This is a genomic window from Candidatus Eremiobacteraceae bacterium (assembly GCA_036511855.1).
GTDB lineage: Bacteria > Vulcanimicrobiota > Vulcanimicrobiia > Eremiobacterales > Eremiobacteraceae > JABCYQ01.
Genome location: DATCBN010000103.1, coordinates 55,928 through 73,966, shown reverse-complemented (window position 1 = coordinate 73,966; position 18,039 = coordinate 55,928). Strand labels below are relative to the sequence as shown.

The following is an 18,039-nucleotide window of genomic DNA, read 5'->3' as shown; positions in this document are numbered from 1 at the left end:
GAGGACGCGCAGGCTATCGGCCTCATGTCGATGGGGCACTACGATTGCAACACGGTTCCCTTCTTATGGAAATACGCGAGCGCGTTCGACCTCTTCGACCATATTTTTCAGGGAATGACGGGGCCGTCCACTCCCGGAAACATCGAGATCATCGCAGCGCAGTCCGGACAGACGCAGTGGGCACGGAACCCGAGCGAGGTCGTGGCCCAAAACGGGAAAGGGCCCGGCGAACCGATCGAGAGCAGCATCGAAGCACCGTTTGGACCGTATCCGGGCGCTCCCGAAAAGCCCATGGCGTTAGATCAAACGTATGCCACAGTCTTGCTGACGCTGACCGGCAGCGATGACCGGCTCGCAACACAAGACATCGGCGGAGTGCGCGAGGATCTCGCCTTCATGACGGCACGCGGCCGAGCGCCGGTCGGTTGGGGTTGGTATCAAGAGGGTTACAACGGCCCGAACAACACCGCACTTCGCGGCTACGCGTCACACCGGAACGTCGTGCAATACTTCGGCTACATGCGAAAGAACGACGTCTTTTGGAATCACGTCCACGATGTCAAGAAGCTGCTGCCGGCGTTGCGTGACGGCACCCTGCCCGACGAATCCGTCGTGTACGTCAAAGGCGGCGGCTACAACCACTTCGGTTGGCGGCCGGCAAACAAAGACCCGTTCATCCAAAAGCACTTCCTAGGCGACGACGACCATCCTGGAACGGACGATTCCGACCGCCATGTCGCCGAGGCATTCGTCGCCACGTTCGTCAACGCCATCGCGCGCAGCCGGTATTGGAAAGATTCGGCGATCGTGATCACGTGGGACGACAGCGGCGGATTCTACGACCACGTGCCATCGCCGCAGTTTGAGCGATGCCAGGACGGGCATCCGTGCGGCGACGGTCCGCGCGTTCCGTTCATCCTGATCTCGCCGTATGCGAAAACCGGCGCAGTCGTCCACGACTCGGGCGATACCGGATCCGTCGTGAAATTCGTGAACACCCTGTTCGGTCTGCCGGCGCTCGCTTCGCTGCCCGACGAAAAGCCTTACATGCCCGAGGGGCCGCGCGACGGCAATCCCAGACTGACCGATCTCACCGGTGGATTCGACTTGGGACGTCTAAACGGCACAGTCGCACCGATTCCCGCATCCGCGGCGGAGATTTCGGACACCATTGTGAATGCTTTTCCCCCCGCGATGAGTTGCGCGACTTCGGGAGTCACACCCGTAGCTGTCCCCGGAATGGCCGCCTCACCGCCTCATGGCTACCTGCCGTTGCCGCGCCGGCAAATTCCCTAGAAAGTGAATCAGCAGCGATGCATCTCATCCCTATGACGCCGCCGGCACACGTGCAAACTCTGAGCGGCTTCGACTATGTTGCGACCGATGCCGAGCGCCGGCGTGTCTACGCCGCGCACACGGGAAGCAATGCGCTCCTGATCGTCAATGCCGACGGTGGCGCGGTTCTGGGCCAGGTGAAAGTCGGACCGATGCACGGAGTGGCAGTCGATCCCGCAAGCGGTCACGTGTACACAGGCGACGGAGAACAGCGGACGGTTTCCGAAGTCGATCCGGTGGCGATGACCGTCGTCAGCTCAGCCGCGGTGGACGGAAAGGTGGATGCGATCGCCTACGACGCCGTGCTCCACCGGGTGTACGCAGACGAAGATGACGGAACGCGGATCTTTGTCGTCGATACGCTCACGATGAAAGAAACCGCCACGATCCAGATTCCCGGACATAAACCGGAGTATCTAGCGATCGACGCAAAATCTCATGAACTGTACCAGAACATCGACGATCTTGCCGAGACCGTCGTCATCGATCCTCAAACGCTAAAAGTGATTCGGACGATCGCGACGCCGGCGATCAAGCACGATCATCCGCTCATCTACGATCAAGCATACGGGATCCTACTGGTCGGGGGAAAGAATAGCTTGGTCGCGGCATATACTCGCGACGGAAATCTATTGAGCACCGCGCCGGTACCGGTCGGGATCGACCAGTGCGCGTTCGACAGCGGGACTCATCGCTTGGCATGCGCCGGTTCGGGCAAAGCCACCGTCTTGCAACTGTCTAAAGCCGGTGCGCTGACCGACATCGCGGACGTGGACCTCCCCAAAGAAGTGCACACCATGGCGTTCGACGAGAAAACCGGACATCTATGGATCGTCTGGGCAGATGCCACAGGCGATTTTGTTCAAGAACTGGCCCTTGCGCCGTAGAGAGAACGCGTGATGAGTTCAACCGCTGCGCCGGTCGGGATGGTCGAGACCCGCAATCCTGCCACCGGCGCATCCTTGCAGTCGTATGCCGTCTACTCCAATTCCGAAATTGACGGACGGCTGGCGACGGCGTATGGCGCATTCGCCGCCTGGAAAGGCACGAGCTTCGCCGAGCGCTCCGACGCGATGCTGCGCCTGGCTTCATTTCTGCGCCGTGAGAAATCGCGACTCGCAACTCTCATGACGACGGAGATGGGCAAGCCCATCGTGGAGTCGGAAGCGGAAGTCGAGAAGTGCGCCTGGTGTTGCGAGTACTATGCGGAGAGCGCGCAGCGGCATCTTGCCGATGACGTGATCGCCACGAACGCGACGCGAAGCTATGTCGCGTTTCGCCCGCTTGGGGTCATCCTAGCGATAATGCCTTGGAATTTCCCGCTGTTCCAAGTGATCCGCTTTGCGGTGCCGGCAATCATGGCCGGCAACGTCGCCGTCCTTAAGCACGCGGCCAACGTCACCGGTTGCGGTCTCGAGCTGGAACGCAGCTTCGCTGCATGCGGAATTCCGAACGGCGTCTTCACCACGCTGGTCGTTCCGGGCCGCGCGATGGACTCGGTGATTCGAGATCCTCGCGTCGCGGCAGTGACTTTTACGGGCAGCGAGCAGGCCGGGGCGACCGTCGCGTCCGCTGCGGCAAGCGCCTTGAAGAAGACGGTGTTGGAGTTGGGCGGTTCAGACGCATATATCGTTCTGTCGGATGCCGACGTGGACGCGGCAGCTCAAACCGCCGTCCGCGCCCGCTTTCAAAATACCGGGCAGAGCTGCATCGCCGCAAAGCGCTTCATCGTGGACGCTTCCGTATATAAGACGTTTCTTTCGTCATTCACGGAGCGCGCAAGAACTCTCGTGATGGGCGATCCGCTGGATCGCGCGACGCAGATAGGTCCGTTGGCGCGGGAAGATTTGCGAGACGACATTGAAAGGCAAGTCAGCGCCACTGTCGCGCTCGGCGCGAAGATCGCTCTCGGTGGGAAACGGCGGAGCGGGCCAGGCTGCTTCTACGAGCCCACTATTGTTTCGGATGTCGTGCCGGGTATGCCGATGTTTGACGAAGAGACATTCGGACCCGCAGCAGCGGTGATCCAGGCGCAGAACACGGAACACGCGATAACGCTTGCCAACTTGTCGATGTACGGCCTTGGCGGAAATCTGTGGACGCGCGATATCCGATCGGCCGAATCCATTGCGGCGCGCTTGCAGTCAGGCGCTGTGTTTATCAATGGAATGACCGCATCGGACCCGCGCCTGCCGTTTGGCGGCGTGAAACGCAGCGGCTACGGCCGGGAACTCTCATACTTCGGACTTCGCGAATTCACGAATGCGCAGACTGTGTGGCTTGGGCCGGTGGCGTAGACTAAGTCTCACCAGCCGACGGCTTCGCCGTCTTTCCCGAAATCCGAACCCGCTGCATACGCACCGCTCGGCAGAACCATGATCGCCTGGTATCCGCCCATAGGCGCGCGGTCCGAAGAACGCACGTCATGACCCATCGCCTTGAGGCGGTCGCCGACGAGTTCATACAACGGCGATTCCAAGTATAACCGATTGGTGATCTGGAAATGCCGGAAGCGCGCCATGTCGCCCGCTTGTTGCACGTTCGCACCGAGATCGATGATGTCGACGAGGGCTTGGACGTGCCCCTGCGCCTGCATGTCGCCGCCCATGAGACCGAGCGTCATGAACGGCCGCCCGCCATGCAGTACGAACCCCGCCATGAGCGTGTTGTACGGGCGCTTTTGCGGCGCAATCGCATTGGGGCTCTTGGGATCGAGCGTGAAAAGCGCTCCACGATCGTGCAAGATGAATCCGTAACCCGGCACGGTGATGCCAGAACCGAAGCCGTCGTAGTTGCTGTTGACCCACGAGACCATGTTGCCGAAGCGGTCGGCAGTGGACAGCACGATCGTGTCGCCCGTGTCGCCGTATTTCCCCGGCGGGCCCGTGCTCGCCGCATGCGCCGGATCGATCTTCGCGCACAATGACGACGCATACGCGTTTGACAAGAGTTTGCTTGTTGGTACCACGACATGGTCGGGGTCGGCGTTGTATGCATAGAGGTCCGCATACGCGAGCTTTTTCGCTTCGACGAGCATGTGCCAGTACAGCGGGTTCGCGGGCCCCAACGACGCGAGCGATTGCCCGGGCAGCAATTTGGGAACGCATTGCGCGAGAATGTTGAGGGCTTCGAGAGCCGCAAACCCCTGCGAGGGCGGCGGCAATTCCATGACGTCGTAGCCGTGATAGTTCGTGCTTACCGGATCCACCCATTCGCCGTGGTATCGCGCAAGATCGGCCAATGTCATCGTGCCGCCGAGCGCGTTTGATTTGGCGACGATAGCGCGAGCGATCTGGCCCTTGTAGAAGACGTCGCGTCCATACTTCTGCAAAAGCCGCAAGGTATGCGCGAGCTGTTGATTGCGGAAGATCTGTCCGGTGACGGGCTGCGCGCCGTCGATGTACCATGTCTTCACCGAATCGGGATCGAGCCGCGTGCAGCAACCGCGCAACGGAAGCGCATCCGGTAGTTCCCATTCGTGCGCAATGCGTTCTGAAACCGGAAATCCGTTTTCGGCATAGTCCACCGCAGGCGCGAGCGCGCGATCAAGCTTCATCGTGCCGTAGCGCCGAAGCATCTCGTCCCAGCCCCAAGCAGCGCCTGGAACAGTGACGTCGAGGATGCCACCCGGCGGCATCCCCGAGCCGGGACCCCAGTCATGCGGGTCATACTTGTAGCCGAGCGCGTTGAAGCGCGCGAGCGTTGCGCCGGTCGGCGCGGTTCCGCTCGCATTGAGCACGTGGACTTTGTGCTCTTTCGCGATGTAGACGATGGCGAAAAGATCGCCGCCCAACCCAACGTTCATAGGTTCGGTCACGTTGAGCGCGGCAGCAGTTGCGACGGCGGCGTCGACGGCGTTTCCGCCGGCCATGAGAATTCGAAGTCCGGCCTGTGCCGCAAGCGGCTGACTCGTGACCACGATGCCGTTGCGCGCCAACACGGGCGAGCGGCTCTGTGCGAGCCATCCCTCGGCGCGATCTCCGCGAACGGCGCCGCACGCCGGCGCCATGGGCCTCGAATTGCAATCGGAGACAGATCCTGGCGAGCGTGCCGGACTTGGCGTTGCCCCTGATGCAACGGCGCTCAGAACCAACAGGCCGGCGAGAGAGAGTGCGCTTGGAATCTTCGGCATACTCACATCCATCGGGTGGCGATAGCGGTCACAAGACTAGAGCAATTGCGTCGCCGTCAACGACGAGCCCTCCACCAGCGTCAACCGGCAGCCTCCGGTCCTTTGAGGCTTTGCTCCGAAACAAGCACGTCGAATACCGGTGCGGTATTCGACGTGTCAGGTGGTCGAGCGCGATACTGACGCGAGCTAGTGAATCATGACTCCGACGGGCGGCGAGTGAATTCCGTTGGCGACGACCACAAGTGAACTCGCGCCGAGCTCGATAGCGTTAGGGACGTCGAACATCGTCGAAACAACAGCGTTCGATGCGACACCCATGTAGCTGTGGTCGTGCGTCCGGGCGTAGAACACGTGGCCTGTCGCATTGTTCTTGATGCGCACGAGCGGATAGTTCGATGCAGCCTGGGCGTCGTCGCCGTAGGCGTTCGCCTGCGAACAGCCGTTGAAGCGCACGCCCGAAATCACGTACGTGTTCCCGTGCGTGAGCGAGGTCGGCACCGCAGTGACTGCTGGCGCTATATTCCGGTCCGGCGCACCGCCCGGCGTATAGATCTCCACGTCATCCGAGCCGTCAGTTTCCAGAACTTGGCCCGTCGGCAAAACGAGAAGGCGCAGGTTATAGCTCGCGTCGTTCGGCGCGTTCGGCGGCGCCGCCACCAGCGCAAGCCGCGTGCCATCCCAGACGAGCATCGATGCCGGCGCTTGATAGACGCCGGGACTCGCGGCAAGCAGTACGTCACCATTTGTGAGTAGGGCCGCTGGACCGTCGGTGACGTCCAGTTGCAGGCCTCCGACTATAGGAAAGTCCGGTCCGGCACTCCACCGGCCGGTGTTCGTGTCAAAAATCGCCGTGTGCTGACTTGCGCCGGCGACGAACACTGTCCCGTCGGGCCGCAAGACCTGCGGTCCTATCTCGGACTGATTGATCAGATCCACTGGAATCGCACCGGCGGTGGACCACGCCCCGGTCCTGGGATTGTATCGTTCTGAATTTGGTTCAGTCGAAACGTCTTCCGTGAGAACTTTGCCGTTGGGAAGCAGCGTCCACCCTTCCTCAGAGTTGCGATCCTGCTTTCCTAAGCCGGTCATCATCCACGTGAGCGATCCTTCGTTCAGCAGGGCCTGCGAGGTGTAGCAGCAGTTCCCTAGCATGTAGGTGCCGTCCGCAAGCACGACGCTCGACGCGTCGCCGATCTCGGCCCACCCGCTCGGCGGCGACACCGATGTCCATGCGTCGGCGACCGGGTCGTAGATCGCGCCGAGATTCGTCTCGGTTCCGTGAAAGAAGTTGTACTCGCCACCGTTGATGATCAGCTTGCCGTCGGCGAGGACCGCCGACGCGAAATACAGCGGGCCGTAACCGGCGGGGAGCGACGCCTTGGTTGTCCAGCTCCCGCGCACATAGTTTCCGTTCTTGTCGGGCCCAAGGCTGTACCAATTTGACGTGTTGTCCTGCACCATGACCGTTCCGTCGGTCATGAGCAATGCCGTACCGGCGCCGTTCGCTCCGAACGGAGGGTTGGCGGTGACTTGTTGCCACCCGCCGGCGCGGGCGCGCATCACGTCGGCCATTGTTATGCGAACGGTAGGCGCGGGTGGACGCGGCGGGGCGTGCATGAAGCGAACGAAGGGACGAGTCGTGTAAAAGGACGCGCCCGAATTCCAACTTATCGGAGCAGCGGAAGCCGCTGTGGAGTTGGCGACCGCGATGAGCGCTGCGGCAACAAGGAGTCGAGACGGAATAATCAAGTCATCCTCTGTTTTAAGGGCGGAGTAGTATAGTCGGTCGTCCCCAAAATTTTCACTACGATTCGACGGCGGAATGACTCTTCCCCCAGCCTCGAACAGAGCATAGACCGGCGCAGATTTGTTGACTTTTGCTTTGCGCCGTCGCATACTTAGGTTGCAATGCGAAAATAGCTCGGCGGTTCCCGGCCAAACATCCTATTCGACGAGCGACGTGGCGCAGCTCGTCCAAGTCGTCATCGGCATTCCCACGAACCACGCCTTTTTGATGGGTCTTGAGATTTCGCCGGCGTCAAAACTTCCTGCCTGGGACCCGGTGGCGCATTATTCCGGCGCGCAAAGTCTTCCGGATGGTCGGACTGCGTACTTCGTTCTCGTAAATGAGCAGTATGCGGGGGCATTGCACGACGTAGCGCATGCGGATCACAGCGTCGCTGCGGCCATCGCGTCGGCGGTCTTTCTCGCGGCGATGGACGGCGGCATCGCAGGCACAAAATGGAAATCTCTATACGATGCCGCGGCGGCGGCTGACGCACGACTCCCCTCGGACGCGTCAGATCGATATGCGAACCGACATGCTCTAGCCGACCACCTAGCGGATACGCAGACGACGGCTTACCCGAGTTTGGGTGACGCACCGATAGGCGACTCCTCCGGCTATCCTCTAACGGAGAAGCTTGCGTATGGAAACGACTCGCTCGGCCTTGCGCGGCTAGGCATCGGTGCGGCACGCATCTTGGAACTCTCGGAGAACGGCGATGCCATGAAGCAGCAGGGCGCGCAGGATTTCATGAACGATTGGTTCGCAAGTTTTAGACAGATACTGCCCACGGACGACGGCCGACTCGAACTCGACGGTTTACGGCGATTTCTGCTGCCCGATACGCCGGACGTCCACGTCAGCGATCAGGACCATTTTGTTGCGGGCGTTATAAAGCTCGTCAACGCGCTACCGTCCGAGTCGCGAAGCCCATTTTTCGTCGGGCTACAGGTGTCTGAAACTCGATACAATGCGACTGTCATCCGGCACGTCGACGAGGATAACGCTCTTCGCGCCGGACTTGCAGATTCGCCATCGCTCGACGGCAAGTTGCCGGCCTTACTTGGCCTGCGGGACCGCCTTGCAGCGGTCCCCTCCGGCGATTGGGCGACCATCACGTCGATATCGAATCAGATCATCAAGAGCATTATCGACGGCTCCTAAGCGTCGTTCTCCATTCGAGTCGCAGCTCGATGCGACCGTGATTCGCTTAGGGAAGCAGTACTGGGGTGACGGCGACGCCCCACGCAAGTTCAAATCCGCCAATGGTGTTTATCGGTGGGCCGCTTGTCGGATAATTGAATTCATCCGACTTGCTGCCAGGGCTACCGTTCTCCGAGTCGGCGTCATAGAATCCAAGGCCCGACCGCAGGAAGGCGAAGTTCACTATGATGTTCGACTTTGTGCGGACTAGCCTGGTGACGGAGACGGGCCAGCCGAGGGAGTGCTTCTTCGGTGGGTTGTAGGTGTCGATGTAAAAAGGCTGGTCTGCCGTAATCGCGTTGACGATGGCGATCCGATGATCTTTGTCGATCTGAATGCCGCCAATATATTGTCTGACGTTTGGAGTCTTGAGGAGCTCAATCGCGTTTGCATTGCAACCTCCCACGATTTTGCCGATGTTCCAGGTGTGAGCGGCCGCGCCGTAAGCCTCGACGTAAAGATCGCCGGCAGCGTCGAACGTCGCATTTTCCATGGATGCGAAATTCGTCGCATCGGCCACCGTCGTGCACGGTGTCGTCGAACCCTTGGCAAAAAAGCTCACGCTGCCGGTGTTCCCCGTGCAGTTCGCGAGAGCGCAAAGATTCGCCACGGCGACGAGACCTTTGGTCGAAACCGCAACTGCCCGTGGGATATTGCCACCATCATCGAGCGTCAATTTCACAGCCGTGTAAGGAGGCGCGTAGATCAAGACATTCAAGTATCCTGTGTTTGCGATGTACAGGTTACGCGCTGAGTCGGTCGCGAGGCCTTCTGGGGAAAGACCGGTGATTTGGCCGACCATCTTATTGTCGGATTGCCGGAAAATGTCGACGACCTCTTGCTCTAGCCCAGCGTCGGAAACGAACACGAGAGGCTTGCCTACGGCGCTGGGATCCATGAAGCTCGGCGTCGTCACCGGATTGAGTGACCTGAAGAGCGAAGGAACGCCGTTATTGATAGAACCGTTTTGAACAGATTGCGGCTGTGATGCCCGGGTCGCCGTAGCTGCGTTTTGCCTGGGGGCCAAAGCGGCCGATATCGAACCGCATCCGGATAGCCCGATCAGCATCGCCAGTGCGGCGGTCGCGGTGAGCGCACGATCAATTGGGTTAGAAATACGCATGGTTGAGTTCTCTCCAATGACCCGGAGAGCTGACGAATTCCAAGACGGAAATCGGACGCTTCCGGGTTTACTCGGCCGGCGGACCTTGCGAGCGTGGCCGTCCTTCTTTATTATCTTCCTGAGCTGGGAAGATGTCCAGGAACACCCGTGCAAATATCCGGACAAATATCCGTACAATGATGTTGCCGACAGGGGATACGATGGAGGCTGCGGGTCGCCCCCACTTCGGGGCACTGCTCAGACAGTTTCGCCTGGATGCCGGATTGACGCAGCAAGACTTGGCCGAGCGTGCCAAGCTGAGCGTAGAGGCCGTCAGCTTGCTCGAGCGCGGAGCCAGAACTCGGCCCCGGCGGGAGACCGTGATCTTGCTTGGGCGGGCGCTTGCGCTGCCGCCGGAGCGTCAGGCGCTCCTGGGAAGCGCGATAGGCATCGCACATCCAACTCGGCAACGCGAGCGCAGCGAGGCGCTGCACGCATCACTGTTGACGATAGTACGTCCCGACGCGCAAGCGGCCCCGGGGCACAATCTCCCGCATCAACTAACATCCTTTGTCGGCCGGCAACGAGAGGTCAACGAGATCGGCGCGCTCGTGCGTGAACACAGGCTCGTGACGCTTGTCGGCTCAGGCGGAGTCGGCAAGACGCGCGTCGCGGTGCAGGTTGGGAGCGACTCTCTCGGCGGTTGTCCAGACGGAGTGTGGTTGGTCGACCTGGCGCCGCTCCCGGACCAATCGCTTGTCGCGAGCGCGGTATTGACAACCCTGCAGCTTCCTTCCGCCACCGGCTCCGCCGTAGACACCGTCGTCGCATACCTCAAGACGCGCCGCGCTTTACTCATCCTTGATAACTGTGAGCACGTGATCGCAAAGACGCGCGAGCTCGCGGCCGGTATCCTTGAGTCGTGCCCTCACGTGCATATCCTGTCGACCAGTCGAGAGGCTTTGGACGTGGCGGGTGAACGGACGTACTACTTGCCGTCGCTTGAGGTGCCGCCCGAGTCACTTCGGAGTGCGAAAGAAGCGCTGCCCTACGGCGGTATTGCGCTGTTTGTCGATCGCGCGCTCGCCGTAGACGCAAGCTTTGTGTTGACCGACGAAAACGTGCGAGATGTCGCCGAGATCTGCCGGCGGCTGGACGGCATCCCACTCGCGATCGAACTCGCCGCCGCTCGCGTGAAGACGCTCGCACCTCATCAGATCGTCCTGCTGCTCGATCAGCGCTTCCGCCTGCTCACCGGCGGCGATCGCCGGGCGTTACCGCGGCACCAGACGATGACCGCTCTGATCGACTGGAGTTACGACCTACTGACCCCGCGCGAACGATTGTTCTTCGAGTCGCTTTCGGTCTTCGCCGGCAGCTTCACGCTCGAGGCGGCAACCTCACTCTGTGCAACCAGCGGCGAAGGCGACATCGAGGTGATCGACCTCGTCGCGTCGCTCGTCACGAAATCCCTCCTGCTCGCCGAGTTGGTCGGGACCGAGCAGCGTTATCGCCTGCTAGAATCGTCGCGGCAGTACGCGCGGGAAAAGCTGACGGCCCGAGGTGAGCACGAGCAACTGGCGCGGCATCATGCACTCGTGTACTTGGAATTGGCGCAGCAGCTCGAACGCGCACCGGATACAATGCCCCATCGGGTGTGGTCCGCGCAGGCGAACGTGGAACTGGAGAATTGGCGCGCGGCGCTCGACTGGTCGCTCGGCAAACGACACGATGTCGCCGTGGGGCAACGCCTAGCCGCTGCTCATAGGGTGATTTGGCGAACTTTCCCACTCGTGGAGGGAAGGCGTTGGGTGCGCGCGGCGCTCGACTTGGTCGACGAACTCACGCCGCCCGATCTTGTAGCGCGACTGGAGCACGCCGAGGCGGAGGGTGCTCAACAATTCGGCGAACGAAAGGTGTCGTTGGCGGCGGCGGAGCGAGCTCTCGCGCGATACCGCGAACTCGGTGACATATTGGGAATCGCTCAAACCGAGTGCTTGATGTGTGCGTCGCTCGTTCTCTTGGGAAGAACATCGGAGGCAGAGCCGTTGTTGCGGTCGGCCCTGGAGGCGGCTCGCATGATCGGCGCTCGGCGGCTAACGGCCAACGTCCTGATGACAATGGGTTGGAGCCGTTGCGCAGTCGGTGACTTCGCCGGCGCCCGCGTTCGCCTCACCGAGGCCCTTGGGCTTGCGAAGGTGCTCGGCGATGACGTGTTTGCGGCGTCCGTAACGGCAAGTCTCGCCGAGAATGAGTTTGGTGCGGACGATCCAGAAACCGCAATCCAGCTCGCGATCGATGTGCTCGAACTTCTGCGCGCCACGAATTCCTTGACAGCGGCGCCCGGCATGGCCGCAACGCTCACTAACATGGCCACGTATCTGGTCGCTTCGGGTCGATACGACGAGGCGCAGGTGCGTGCAGATGAGGCGCTCGAAGTCGCGCGTGGGCTCAAGCTCAGCGCGTTGGCTTCCTTATCGCTACGGGTCCTTGCTTTAGTGGCCATGCTAAAACCTCACGTTGAAGGCCGACCGACTTCCGCAGAGTATGCAGGAGCAGCTCGGCTCTTCGGTTTTCTCGGCGCTCGTCTCAGCATGGTCGAGCCGGAGAAGTACGACTTGCAGCGCGAACACGATCGCGCGCTGTTGGTGCTTCGCGGTGCGATCGGCTCCGACGCTCTCACGCAATTGATGGGTGCAGGCGCGACGATGACCGAAGATGAGGCGATTCACCAGGCCCGCGCGATTCTATAACTCGATGCTATGAATCGATGATTACGAAATGAAAGTGATTCCTCCGAGCGTGACCGCATCGAGAGAGGCGCTCACGTTCCCGACCCTCACGCCGGCGCAGATAGCGCATATAGCCACGCATGGCGTGGTGCGCCCGATCGAGCGCGGAGACGTTCTCGTCGAGGCCGGCGATTCCGGAATTCCGTTCTTCGTCGTGAGGGCGGGCAAGGTTGAGATAATCCGGCCGTCGGACCGCGGTGACACGCTGGTCGTCGTCCACGGACCGGGGCAGTTCACGGGCGAGGCCAATACGATCGCGGGTCGCCGCTCGCTGACGCGTGCGCGGGTGTCCGAGTCCGGCGAGGCGATTCAGCTGACGCGCGATCAGCTGCTGGGTGTCGTGCAAACCGATGCCGACATCAGCGAGATCCTGATGCGCGCCTTCATCTATCGCCGCGTGGAGTTGGCGGCGCAAGGCATTAGCGATGTTGCATTGGTGGGCTCGGTATATTCTGCGGGAACGCTGCGGATAAAAGAATTTCTCACGCGCAACGGACATCCATTCGCCTACGTCGATCTCGAGCGTGACACCGCGGTACAGGATCTGCTCGATCGATTTCACGTCGCAGCCGCCGATATACCCGTGCTCATCTGCCGCAGTACAACGGTGCTGCGCAATCCCACCAATCAACAAATCGCCGACTGCCTCGGTTTCAACGAAGGCATCGATCAGGCGCACGTGCGGGACGCGGTGATCGTCGGAGCCGGACCTGCAGGTCTTGCGGCCGCGGTGTATGCCGCCTCCGAAGGACTCGATGCGCTGGTGATCGAGTCCAATTCTCCTGGAGGGCAGGCCGGTTCAAGCTCCAGAATCGAGAACTACCTCGGATTTCCAACGGGCATCTCGGGCCAAGAGTTGGCGAGCCGCGCGTATTCGCAGGCGCAGAAATTCGGCGCCGAAATCCTCATCGCAAGGGGAGCGGTTGAACTGGCATGTGGACGGAAGCCGTACGAAATAAGGATCGATGAAGGATCACCAGTTCCAGCACGCACAGTGATCATCGCCACCGGCGCGCAATACCGCCGGCCGCCTCTCGAGAATCTCGCAAAGTTCGAGGGCGCGGGCATTTACTACAGCGCTACATTCATGGAGTCGCAGTTGTGCGGCGGGGATGAGATAATCGTTGTCGGTGGCGGCAACTCAGCTGGTCAGGCAGCCGTATTTTTGTCGCAAACGACCAGACGCGTTCACATGCTCGTTCGATCGAGCGGTCTTGCGGAAAGCATGTCACGCTATCTGGTCCGACGTATCGAAGAGATACCAACGATCGATCTGAGGACGAACACCGAAATTGTTGCGCTTGAAGGCGACTCGCACCTGGAGCGCGTCCGCTGGCGCGACAACCTGACAGGTGAGATCACCAGTCACGCCATCAGACACGTATTCCTCATGACGGGAGCGGTGCCGAACACCGCCTGGCTCGGCGGTTGCGTGGCGCTCGATGCGGACGGGTTCATCAAGACCGGTCCGGAGCTGTCACAGGAGGATCTTGCGGCAGCCCGATGGCCGCTCGCACGATCTCCGCATCTGCTTGAGGCGAGTCTCCCTGGGGTGTTCGCGGTCGGCGATGCTAGAGGCGGCAGCATCAAGCGCGTCGCGTCGGCGGTGGGCGAGGGATCGATCGTCATTTCGTTCGTGCACCGGGCGCTGGCCGAGTAGGCTCGAGTCGCCTGCTGCGGCCGACGTCGATCAAAAACTGTCGACGTCTACGACGGCCTTGGCAAACGCTTGCGGAGCTTCTTGAGGCACATTGTGGCCTACCCCTTTGAAGATCCGGTGCGAATATTTGCCCGTGAAAAGCTTGGCATACGTTGTGCCGGCCGCGCTGGCACCGTCGAAATCGCTGGCGATGGTGATCGTCGGCACGGTGATGACCGGAGTTTCGGCAAGTCGTTTTTCTAAGTCGTCGTAGTGTGCCTCGCCTTCAGCGAGACTCAACCGCCAGCGATAATTATGGATGACGATGTCCACGTGATCCGGGTTGTTGAAGGACGCTGCAGTGCGCTCGAACGTGGCATCGTCGAAGTCCCATTTCGGAGAGACGGTCTTCCAAATGAGCTTGCCGAAATCGCGCTTTTTACTATGCGGTTGTCTGAGCTTTTGAAAGTGGTTCGACGTTTGGTCATCAAGACGTAGATAGTCAAGAAGAAACGAGTGGGCCGCTTACGCGGCCCACTCGTTTTTGCATGACCGGCGCACTTAGCCGCCGTGCTGATGCTTTCTGGGATATGTGATCGTCACGGCTAAGGTGGCGTGAGCTATCACCTTGCCGCCGGCGTCTTTGAGCAACGCATTCACAAGGCAGTGGAACGCCGGCGAACCCGACTTGCCGGAATACGCGTAGAAATTATATCCGTCGGTCTCGACGTGGTGTATGCTCGGACCTGGATGAAAGTCCAAATCGATGCGGTAGTTGCATTCGTCATCGTAATCCACGACGACTGTATCGCCCTTTGTCGACTTCAATGTTGTTGCAACATAAGGCCCGGCGTCGGTCAGCTTGATAGACGTGGGATTCCACTTCAGAACCGCTAGCTGCGGCTGCACGTTGAATCCGCTATCGGCGTGGATGGCATGCGAGGTCGGGACCGATGGGTCGGCGCGCTGCAGCGGCGACAGACTTTGCGCACTGCAACCGACGAGCGCGAGCGAGACGAGCGATGCCGTCACTACTCCTCGAAACACAATGACCTCCGGATCAAAGCCGACAATGCGAGATGTCACGGTCGTTTCGAGTCGTAGACCGTATGCGTCCTCCTCTGCCCGCGCGATATTGATGGTAAAAAAAGTTTCATGAAGATTTCAGCGTGCGCGGTCGTCGTATGGTCAACGTCCGGTGCCGGAGGGTGTCATCAACCTCGGTAGGATCCATACGTTGGCGAACTCCTTAGAGCTGATTTCTAATCGCCAGTGGGAACGATCCCCAAGGACTCAACCATTAGGACGACGGAACGCTGCGGCGAACGCGGGCGGTGCATCGTCCCTTTTGGTACGGTGAAGCCTTGGTGTCGTGTGAGTACGACACTGTCGAGACCCTCAACGTCGAGCGATATTTCGCCGTCTAGGACGAGAAAGAACTCGTCTTGATCGACATGCTTGTGCCATGGGAACTCCCCCTGGAAAAGTCCCAGACGAACGACGGCATCGTCGACGGTCGTGAGGGTTTGATTGAACCAGGGCGCGTTAGCGGACACTTCGGCTGGAATGTCGACAACGCGCAACAAGCCGTACTTGACGTCTTCGTTGTTTCGAAAGTTTGCGGGTAGCGCTTCTTGCACGATCGTGCTCCTTCGTCCGTAGGTGAGCTGCTCGATGGAAAAAATGTCAAGCCTGGGGCTTAACGAAGGGATGATTCGATTCTTTCCGGTGACGCAGATTCGTCACATGTCGTCTTGAAAGACGACTTGAACGGAAACGAAACCGTCTGGGAGATGTATGAGTGCCTAGTAGTACTCACGCTCGAGTTCTTGCAAGACCAGCCGACCCCGTACCCGAAAGATGTGTTTTGAAGGAGGTCTATATATGCTTCGTGCGACTCTGAATTCAACTCACGTGCGTGCTCGCGTTATCTTGACCATTCTTGCTCTTGGTGTTGCTTCCGCCTGCGTCGCTAACGCGGATAATCTTGAAACGCTCTCGTCCTGGGCCGAGCACACCGCACCACAAGCATGGCAGGGGGGATTGCTCTTCACCGTACAGACACCGGTCGAGGATCATTTTGGACGAAATCCATACGAAGCATGGAAGAAGCGGGGTCAAAATGGTCTCGGGTATCCTGGGCTCGCGCTTCCGACTGCCGGCGTAGGGTCGAGTTGGGTGTACGATCCGATTCACCACATCGCTGCAGGCACTGGCTATAACGACGACGGCGGATGGGATGACCAGATCTCGTACTCGGCTTCGCCTCCATCGAAGATTCCAGCACGGAACCTTTCCGGTGTTGTGTCAGCGCGTGGATTGAGACTTGGAGTGACACCACGGCAAGCGGCGACCGACCTCGACATTTCCGTCTCTGCAGTACGATCGTTGGACGCTCACTACTCGGCACTGTCTGTGCTCAAGAAATGCCCATTGCCGAAGCGCTGCACGGAGTTCAGCAATTATTTCGCAGTTGTAGTCTTTCGTGACGGCCGCGCTGTCTACATAAAGATGGGGATTATCGGAGGCATGTAGTCCAGCGACGCATTTGCGAAGCGCACATGCACGAAAAACTATTCTTTATCTGCGGATCCGCACTGCGTGGGCAGCCCGATCATCGCAATCTCGGAGCAGCGCGATTCGTCGGAGAGGCTTGCGCGGCGCCAAAATACACGATATCTCTGAGTTCGGCGGCCGGCAAAACTATCGAGCGACTAACAGAGGGCTGTGATTCTAGCCGCGGGGCTCGAACGGCTTTGCTCGGTCACGGCGACGTCGCGCCCGGAAGTTTCAGCGCTTTGCATACGCCCTGAGACGGCTGCAGGCCGCAGAAAACGTTGAGGTTGTCGGCGAACGAAACCGCCCACGCTTCGAACGTGTGGCGAAACGTAAGTCCAGAGGACGGATTGCCGAGTGTCAGCGAGCTCGTGTTGGCCGCGAAGGTGCCCAAGGCGACCGAGGTCTGATACGAGAGGAAGTTGTTCACCACGCCCGGCGACGCTGACGAATTCGGCGCAGGGAGCGTCGCGACTCTTGCGGCGGAACGGGCAGCGATAAGCGTTCCGGCGAGCGCGATCGGGAAGAACGAAAGTGCGGTGGTCTTATTGCCGTTTGAGATGTTGTCCGACCACACCGTTGACAGAAACGGTGCGCTGCGTGGCGTGCACTCGACGACTTGCGTGGAATAGTTCGCTTCGCTGCTGCCGTACACTGTGACCACGGCGAATGTGCCGTCGGCGGTGACCGTCGAGCCATTGAGGACGACCGCCCCGAGGGTCCCGTGACCGGCCGGCTTCCGGCCGTCCAGCGAACCGTAAGGATCGTTGGGGTCGTTCGCAACGTACGGGTCGTCCGCGCATTGCGTTCGAAGGTCTTCGAGATTCCACGTGGATTCCGGCAAGACCGCAACGGGATGTCGCGCGTCGCAATCCTTTATCGTGATGCCGCTGCGGAGGCAGACGTCGCGCTCGAGTTTTTGGGCGACCAAGAAGAGCAGAAAATATGCCGGATTGTCGACGGACGATCCGGTCGCCGTGCTCCCGGTGGCGCCCCCGCCACCGCCGCTTTTGCCTCCGCCTCCGCTGGATTGGCCACCCGGGGCGCCGCCGCTTCCGGCTCCGACGCCGAGAACCACGTAGAATGTCGGCTCTTGGGCAACGACGAGCGGGGCTTGCTGGCGCGCGTGCGGTTGCAGCCCCAGAACACTTTCGCAGAACTTCAATTGCATCCAAAGGGTGTGCGGATCGGAATCGCGGGAGCCGGGCGAACACGCTTGGGACGCTACCGGACCTGCGAGCGCCGCGCACGTCTGGAGCCGGCCGGTGAGGAGTTGCGCCAAATAGCTCTTCACGCCCGGGGGTACTGTTTGGGGAGCGCTCTTGTAGGTCGGTGAATCGAAGTCGTACACGGCCACGATATCGGTGAGGTCGCCGGTGCCGCAGACGGAGGTGGATAGCGGCTGCGAAGGGCTCGACGCACCAGACGCGCCGGTCACGACCGTTGCGATGAGGCTGCACGCTAGGAAAATGGAAAAGGCCTTGCGGGTCATAG

General features: G+C 60.4%; 14 protein-coding genes. 7 read left to right on the top strand and 7 right to left on the bottom strand.

The annotated features are described in order from the left end of the window. The 3 genes from VII69_13855 to VII69_13845 form a co-directional block, all read left to right on the top strand. A partial coding sequence (locus tag VII69_13855) for an alkaline phosphatase family protein (protein HEY5096196.1) occupies positions 1–1,296 on the top strand: 1,296 nt, incomplete at its 5' end. Positions 1,297–1,313: 17 nt separating this feature from the next. Next, positions 1,314–2,222 (top strand): YncE family protein, encoded by a 909-nt coding sequence (locus VII69_13850; protein HEY5096195.1) that lies wholly within the window; start codon positions 1,314–1,316, stop codon positions 2,220–2,222. 12 nt (positions 2,223–2,234) lie between these two features. Further along, a complete protein-coding gene (locus VII69_13845; protein ID HEY5096194.1) occupies positions 2,235–3,632 on the top strand; it encodes an NAD-dependent succinate-semialdehyde dehydrogenase in 1,398 nt (465 codons plus the stop codon). 8 nt (positions 3,633–3,640) lie between these two features. On the opposite strand, the gene VII69_13840 is transcribed toward VII69_13845, so the two are convergent. Both VII69_13840 and VII69_13835 read right to left on the bottom strand, forming a co-directional pair. After that, positions 3,641–5,344, bottom strand: coding sequence for a gamma-glutamyltransferase family protein (locus VII69_13840; GenBank protein ID HEY5096193.1), 1,704 nt, complete (start codon positions 5,342–5,344; stop codon positions 3,641–3,643). Between the two features lie 309 nt (positions 5,345–5,653). Then, positions 5,654–7,030 carry a hypothetical protein gene (locus tag VII69_13835; GenBank protein ID HEY5096192.1) on the bottom strand — a complete coding sequence of 459 codons (1,377 nt, stop codon included), beginning with the start codon at positions 7,028–7,030 and terminating at the stop codon, positions 5,654–5,656. Positions 7,031–7,427: 397 nt separating this feature from the next. Between VII69_13835 and VII69_13830 the strand changes: the two genes are divergently transcribed. Next, the gene (locus VII69_13830) at positions 7,428–8,417 is read left to right on the top strand and encodes a hypothetical protein (protein HEY5096191.1); all 990 of its coding nucleotides are present in this window, start codon (positions 7,428–7,430) and stop codon (positions 8,415–8,417) included. Positions 8,418–8,463: 46 nt separating this feature from the next. On the opposite strand, the gene VII69_13825 is transcribed toward VII69_13830, so the two are convergent. Further along, entirely contained in the window at positions 8,464–9,579 is a 1,116-nt protein-coding gene (locus VII69_13825; protein HEY5096190.1) for a hypothetical protein, read from the bottom strand. Between the two features lie 131 nt (positions 9,580–9,710). Between VII69_13825 and VII69_13820 the strand changes: the two genes are divergently transcribed. After that, positions 9,711–12,311, top strand: coding sequence for a helix-turn-helix domain-containing protein (locus tag VII69_13820; protein HEY5096189.1), 2,601 nt, complete (start codon positions 9,711–9,713; stop codon positions 12,309–12,311). Between the two features lie 28 nt (positions 12,312–12,339). Continuing rightward, a complete protein-coding gene (locus VII69_13815) occupies positions 12,340–14,010 on the top strand; it encodes an FAD-dependent oxidoreductase (protein HEY5096188.1) in 1,671 nt (556 codons plus the stop codon). Between the two features lie 30 nt (positions 14,011–14,040). Here VII69_13815 and VII69_13810 read toward each other — a convergent pair whose 3' ends face one another. The 3 genes from VII69_13810 to VII69_13800 form a co-directional block, all read right to left on the bottom strand. After that, on the bottom strand, positions 14,041–14,322 hold the full coding sequence (locus tag VII69_13810) for an alpha/beta hydrolase (protein HEY5096187.1): 282 nt from the start codon (positions 14,320–14,322) through the stop codon (positions 14,041–14,043). A gap of 228 nt (positions 14,323–14,550) precedes the next feature. After that, complete coding sequence (locus VII69_13805; protein ID HEY5096186.1) at positions 14,551–15,075, bottom strand: hypothetical protein; 525 nt, start codon at positions 15,073–15,075, stop codon at positions 14,551–14,553. 176 nt (positions 15,076–15,251) lie between these two features. Then, positions 15,252–15,629 carry a cupin domain-containing protein gene (locus VII69_13800; protein ID HEY5096185.1) on the bottom strand — a complete coding sequence of 126 codons (378 nt, stop codon included), beginning with the start codon at positions 15,627–15,629 and terminating at the stop codon, positions 15,252–15,254. Between the two features lie 274 nt (positions 15,630–15,903). Between VII69_13800 and VII69_13795 the strand changes: the two genes are divergently transcribed. Continuing rightward, entirely contained in the window at positions 15,904–16,524 is a 621-nt protein-coding gene (locus tag VII69_13795; GenBank protein HEY5096184.1) for a hypothetical protein, read from the top strand. Positions 16,525–16,753: 229 nt separating this feature from the next. Here the strand turns inward: VII69_13795 and VII69_13790 are convergent, their stop codons facing one another. Next, a complete protein-coding gene (locus VII69_13790; protein ID HEY5096183.1) occupies positions 16,754–18,037 on the bottom strand; it encodes a hypothetical protein in 1,284 nt (427 codons plus the stop codon). Between the last annotated feature and the right edge of the window lie 2 nt (positions 18,038–18,039).

Coding starts and splice junctions, on each gene's coding strand:
- VII69_13850 (HEY5096195.1), top strand. CDS start 1,314: ATGCATCTCATCCCTATGACGCCGCCGGCACACGTGCAAACTCTGAGC.
- VII69_13845 (HEY5096194.1), top strand. CDS start 2,235: ATGAGTTCAACCGCTGCGCCGGTCGGGATGGTCGAGACCCGCAATCCT.
- VII69_13840 (HEY5096193.1), bottom strand. CDS start 5,344: ATGGCGCCGGCGTGCGGCGCCGTTCGCGGAGATCGCGCCGAGGGATGG.
- VII69_13825 (HEY5096190.1), bottom strand. CDS start 9,579: ATGCGTATTTCTAACCCAATTGATCGTGCGCTCACCGCGACCGCCGCA.
- VII69_13820 (HEY5096189.1), top strand. CDS start 9,711: ATGTCCAGGAACACCCGTGCAAATATCCGGACAAATATCCGTACAATG.
- VII69_13815 (HEY5096188.1), top strand. CDS start 12,340: ATGAAAGTGATTCCTCCGAGCGTGACCGCATCGAGAGAGGCGCTCACG.
- VII69_13790 (HEY5096183.1), bottom strand. CDS start 18,037: ATGACCCGCAAGGCCTTTTCCATTTTCCTAGCGTGCAGCCTCATCGCA.